This is a genomic window from Flavobacterium sp., from assembly GCF_044361065.1.
Classification (GTDB): Bacteria; Bacteroidota; Bacteroidia; order Flavobacteriales; family Flavobacteriaceae; genus Flavobacterium.
In genome coordinates this window covers 1-4,736 of sequence record NZ_JBIKJI010000155.1, presented here as the reverse complement: position 1 = coordinate 4,736, position 4,736 = coordinate 1, and the positions used below count along the sequence as shown (strand labels likewise).

Annotated in this window: 4 protein-coding genes; 3 read left to right on the top strand and 1 reads right to left on the bottom strand. The window is 31.9% G+C overall.

Going from position 1 to position 4,736, the window contains the following annotated elements; translation table 11 throughout:
* A partial coding sequence (locus ACIQ11_RS08875; protein WP_396154285.1) for a ClpP family protease occupies positions 1 to 469 on the top strand: 469 nt, incomplete at its 5' end.
* Positions 470 to 628: 159 nt separating this feature from the next.
* Positions 629 to 1,861 carry an ATP-dependent Clp protease ATP-binding subunit ClpX gene (clpX, locus tag ACIQ11_RS08870; protein WP_396154284.1) on the top strand — a complete coding sequence of 411 codons (1,233 nt, stop codon included), beginning with the start codon at positions 629 to 631 and terminating at the stop codon, positions 1,859 to 1,861.
* Between the two features lie 174 nt (positions 1,862 to 2,035).
* Here clpX and ACIQ11_RS08865 read toward each other — a convergent pair whose 3' ends face one another.
* Positions 2,036 to 3,631, bottom strand: coding sequence for a T9SS type A sorting domain-containing protein (locus tag ACIQ11_RS08865; protein ID WP_396154283.1), 1,596 nt, complete (start codon positions 3,629 to 3,631; stop codon positions 2,036 to 2,038).
* Positions 3,632 to 3,787: 156 nt separating this feature from the next.
* On the opposite strand from ACIQ11_RS08865, the gene ACIQ11_RS08860 reads away from it, so the two are divergent.
* Positions 3,788 to 4,705 carry a WYL domain-containing protein gene (locus ACIQ11_RS08860; RefSeq protein ID WP_396154282.1) on the top strand — a complete coding sequence of 306 codons (918 nt, stop codon included), beginning with the start codon at positions 3,788 to 3,790 and terminating at the stop codon, positions 4,703 to 4,705.
* Positions 4,706 to 4,736: the final 31 nt, after the last annotated feature.

Sequence of the window (4,736 nt, the reverse complement as noted above, 5' to 3'; positions counted from 1 at the left end):
CGATTATATGGCAAATATTATTCAAGCACAATTATTGTTTTTAGAAAGTGTAGATGCTTCTAAAGACATTCAAATTTATATCAATTCGCCAGGTGGAAGTGTATATGCAGGTTTAGGTATTTATGATACTATGCAATACATTAAACCTGATGTAGCGACAATTTGTACTGGAATGGCAGCATCAATGGGTGCCGTTTTATTATGTGCAGGTGCTGAAGGAAAACGTTCGGCATTACCACATTCTCGTGTAATGATTCACCAACCATCTGGAGGTGCTTCTGGTGTGGCTACCGATATGGAAATTAACTTAAGAGAAATGTTGAAATTGAAAGATGAATTGTATCAAATTATTTCATCACACTCGAAACAACCAATTGAAAAAGTATTTAAAGATAGCGAACGCGACTATTGGATGATTGCAGACGAAGCAAAAGAATACGGAATGATTGATGAAGTATTGAGAAGATAATGAATAGGTATGAGGTTAAGGGTAAAAGGTTAAGGGAATAAGGATTTGAGTAATGGGTATAAATATTTTGAAAGTTGTTACCCAACACCCAACACCTAACACCTAACACCTAACACCCAACACCCAACACCCAACACCCAACACCCAACACCCAAAATAATGGCAAAAGAAGTATTAGAATGTTCGTTTTGTGGTAGAAAAAAGCCAGAAACAAGTTTATTAATCGCAGGTATTGATTCGCATATTTGCGAAAAATGTATAGAGCAAGCACACGGAATAGTATTAGAAGAGCTAAAAGGAACAACAGATTCTGAAGCTTTTGGCGATTTAATATTGCGTAAACCAAAAGAAATAAATGCCTTTTTAAACGAATATGTAATTGGGCAAGAACAAACCAAAAAAGTATTAAGCGTTGCTGTATATAATCACTACAAAAGATTGTCTCAAAAAGTTACTGACGACGATGTAGAAATTGAAAAGAGTAACATTTTAATTGTTGGACAAACCGGAACAGGAAAAACATTAGTAGCAAAAACCATTGCAAAAATGTTAAACGTGCCTTTAGCGATTGTAGATGCCACTATTTTAACCGAAGCAGGTTATGTAGGTGAGGATGTAGAAAGTATCTTAACCCGTTTGCTTCAAGCTGCTGATTACGATGTAGCTAAAGCCGAAAGAGGTATTGTTTTTATTGACGAAATTGATAAAATTGCTCGTAAAAGCGACAATCCTTCAATCACAAGAGATGTTTCTGGAGAAGGTGTACAACAAGCATTGCTAAAACTACTGGAAGGCTCTATTGTAAATGTGCCACCAAAAGGCGGTAGAAAACATCCCGATCAAAAGTTTGTTGAGGTGAATACTCAGAACATTTTATTTATTGCAGGTGGTGCTTTTGATGGTGTGGAACGCATCATTTCAAAACGGTTGAACCGTCAAGCGATGGGATTTAGTGCGTCTAAAGAATTAGATAAAGTAGATGCCGATAATTTATTGCAATATATTATTCCTCGTGATGTAAAAGAATTTGGACTAATTCCTGAAATAATTGGGCGTATGCCGGTTTTATCGCATATGGATCCATTGGATGCTAAAACGTTACGTGCTATTTTAACTGAGCCAAAAAACGCTTTAATTAAGCAATATCAAAAATTATTTGAAATTGATGAAGTGGCTTTTACCATAGATGATGATGCTTTAGATTTCATTGTGGAAAAAGCGTTGGAATATAAATTAGGCGCTCGTGGTTTACGTAGTTTATGTGAAGCCATTTTAACCGATGCAATGTACGAATTACCAAGCTCGGAAGACAAAGTATTACAAGTAACTAAAACGTATGCTGAAAATACATTAAGCAAAAATTTATTGAAACGTTTGGAAATCGCTTCATAAATTTCAAGCTCAGTAAAAACAAAAATAAAGCTCAAAAATGTATGTTTTTGAGCTTTATTTGTTAATTAAATGAGTTTAATAATTAATTTTTTTCTTCCTGCAAGATTTCAAAATCCTTGTAGGTGTGCATTTAAAATAACTATAAGGTCAATATATACCTTGCAGGAAAATAAACTAATTTTTAATAACAGTATACCCTTTATCTAAATCGTTAACTTTTACCAAATACGTTCCTTGAGTTAGTTTTTCAATATTTATTGTGCCTTCTAAAGCATTTATTTTTTCTTCTTGAACTAGTTGCCCTAAAGAATTATAAATGGAAATTTTTTCAACCATTTCTGTAGATTTAAATTGCATAACATCATTTGCTGGATTTGGGTAAATTAATATTTGATCTTTGTTAAATATATTTGTAGATAAATTATCTTGGCTAAATTTAATACCCATTATATCACTCGGAGGATTAGGATATCCTGGATTATGATATCCAATAATGTCTCCATCAGGTGAATTTGATGCACCAGTTAATGCAAAGCCACTATCAGTTGTCTGTATTATTGAATTTGCTTCATCAGTTCCTGAACCACCAAATGATTTCTGCCACAAAATAGTTCCTGTTTGATTTATCTTTACTATCCAAGCATCCGATTTATTATTTCCGTTATTAAATGTAATATCGCCATTATTTGAAAATATTCTTGAAGAAAAAACATAATTCCCATCTGAAGATTTAATAATGTCACAAATAAAATCATCACTTGTTCCCCCATAAGTTTTTTGCCACTGAATGTCGCCAATAGAATTTGTTTTAACAATCCAATTATCATTACCCCCATGATTATTACTTACATCTAGGTTATTTGAATTTGTAGTTCCTGTTATGAGGAAACCCCCATCCGTTGTATTTAATAATTTAGCGCCTGTCTCATCTCCAGTCCCACCGTAGCATTTTGCCCACATATATTCACCTAACGAATTTACTTTTATAACCAGCATATCTCTACCCCCTTTAGGAACAACAACAACTGGGGGAAATGCACCCGATGCATTTGTTACATATCCATTTATTAAATATCCTCCGTCAGGACATTGTATAACATCAGTTGCATTGTCAACGTTTGGAGTTCCATAAATTTTAGTCCATACTAAATTAGCATTTGAGTCAAGTTTAATTATGCAATAATCATTTCCTGCAGTTTCTGGTCCGTTAGCTGTTCCTGTAATTATGTAACCTCCATCATTGGTTTTTTTTATATTATTTCCATAAAGTTCATTGTTAAATGGTGACGTACACATTTTTTGCCATAAAATGACCCCACTTGAACTTATTTTTGCTAGACATATTTTATTTGTTGTAGCAGAATAGGAGGAACTACCCCAATTTGTAGCATTCGTTGTCCCCATAACAATATAGGAGCCGTCACTTGTAGCTACCATAGAAGTTAAAACACTTGCAAGAGAGTTAACATTATTAAGTCCGTTTACATAGGTTTGCCATATGATATTTCCAGAAGCTCCTATTTTAAATATTCGAAACCCATTTCCATTGCCTCCAACTATATCTCCATTTTCTCCATTTGGCACGGAATTAGGCGCATAATAGCCAGTTGTACATCCAAGAATGTATCCTCCATCACTAGTTTGTAAAATACTGCTTCCAAAATCATTTCCTTGAGGAGAACCTATACATTTTGATAATTGAATTGAAGGTGCTTGTCCATTCATTTTAATGGTCAAAGATAATATTAAAATAAATAATATTTTTTTCATATTTTTTTATTTATTATTTTTCCTACTCATATGGCTTTTCAGTTCCGCCCCGTTTTTTTATGTTGTGTCTGGTCTCAACTATTACTTTAAACAAAAATAAATATTTGTAGTACATATTCTACATTTTATTTATATTTACGCCATTAAATGACGTATATGAAACAGCTTAAAAGATTACTATTTTTAATTAAGGCGCTAAAAGCAAAGCCTTGCACAACTCACGAGTTATTGGCGCAACTTTCTGAGCAAAATAGCAATAGTTCCATTAGACAACTCCAAAGAGATTTTAAAGATATAGCGTTACTACTATCAAATAATGAAACTCTTAAGTCATTTAGAAAAGATAAATTAAAATATTTTTTTATTGATATAAGTGAAAGTGATTTTACAAGTGCAAACGAAAATAAAATATATAAAAACACAAACTTTTATGTGCAATCCAAGTCAAAGTACATTGACTTTAATTTAAATGCTATTGAAAATGCAATAAAAGAAAGTAAATCTATTGTTATTTCAGAAATTAAAAATGACGAAACGGGCGATAATAATAATTTTGAAACTAAAAATATATTTTTTCAACCCATTCAAATACTCATTCATCGAGATTCTTATTATGTAGGTGGCTATAATATTGTAAAAAAATGTATACAGATTTTTGGGATTAATCAAATAGAAAAAGTGGCCTTGTCAAACCAATGTGAAATGTTTGCAGAACGAAGCAAAATGTTTGATGATGAGTTAAATAAACGATTTGGTGTTTCTAAAAATATTAATGAACATACCTATAAAATTGTTTTAGAAGTTTCCTCAGTTTTAGCGGGGTTTATAAAAAACAATCATTGGCATGCTACTCAAAAATTTTCAAAGAAAAATGGTAACACAATAATGCATTTAGAGTGTGGTATAAACAGAGAATTGTTGGGTTGGTTGTTTCAATGGATGTATAATATTAGAGTTGTAGAACCCGATATTCTTAAATTGTATTACGAAAATACTTTAAATGAAATTCAAAATAACAACAAATCTAAAGCTACATTAGTGTATAGAAACTTATTTAATGAAAATGAAAATTAGTTTTTTAAAAACCCTACACCATAATTTTAAA

What these genes read in the sequence shown, in the direction of transcription:
- clpX (WP_396154284.1), top strand. Translation starts at nt 629, where the DNA reads ATGGCAAAAGAAGTATTAGAATGTTCGTTTTGTGGTAGAAAAAAGCCA.
- ACIQ11_RS08865 (WP_396154283.1), bottom strand. Translation starts at nt 3,631, where the DNA reads ATGAAAAAAATATTATTTATTTTAATATTATCTTTGACCATTAAAATG.
- ACIQ11_RS08860 (WP_396154282.1), top strand. Translation starts at nt 3,788, where the DNA reads ATGAAACAGCTTAAAAGATTACTATTTTTAATTAAGGCGCTAAAAGCA.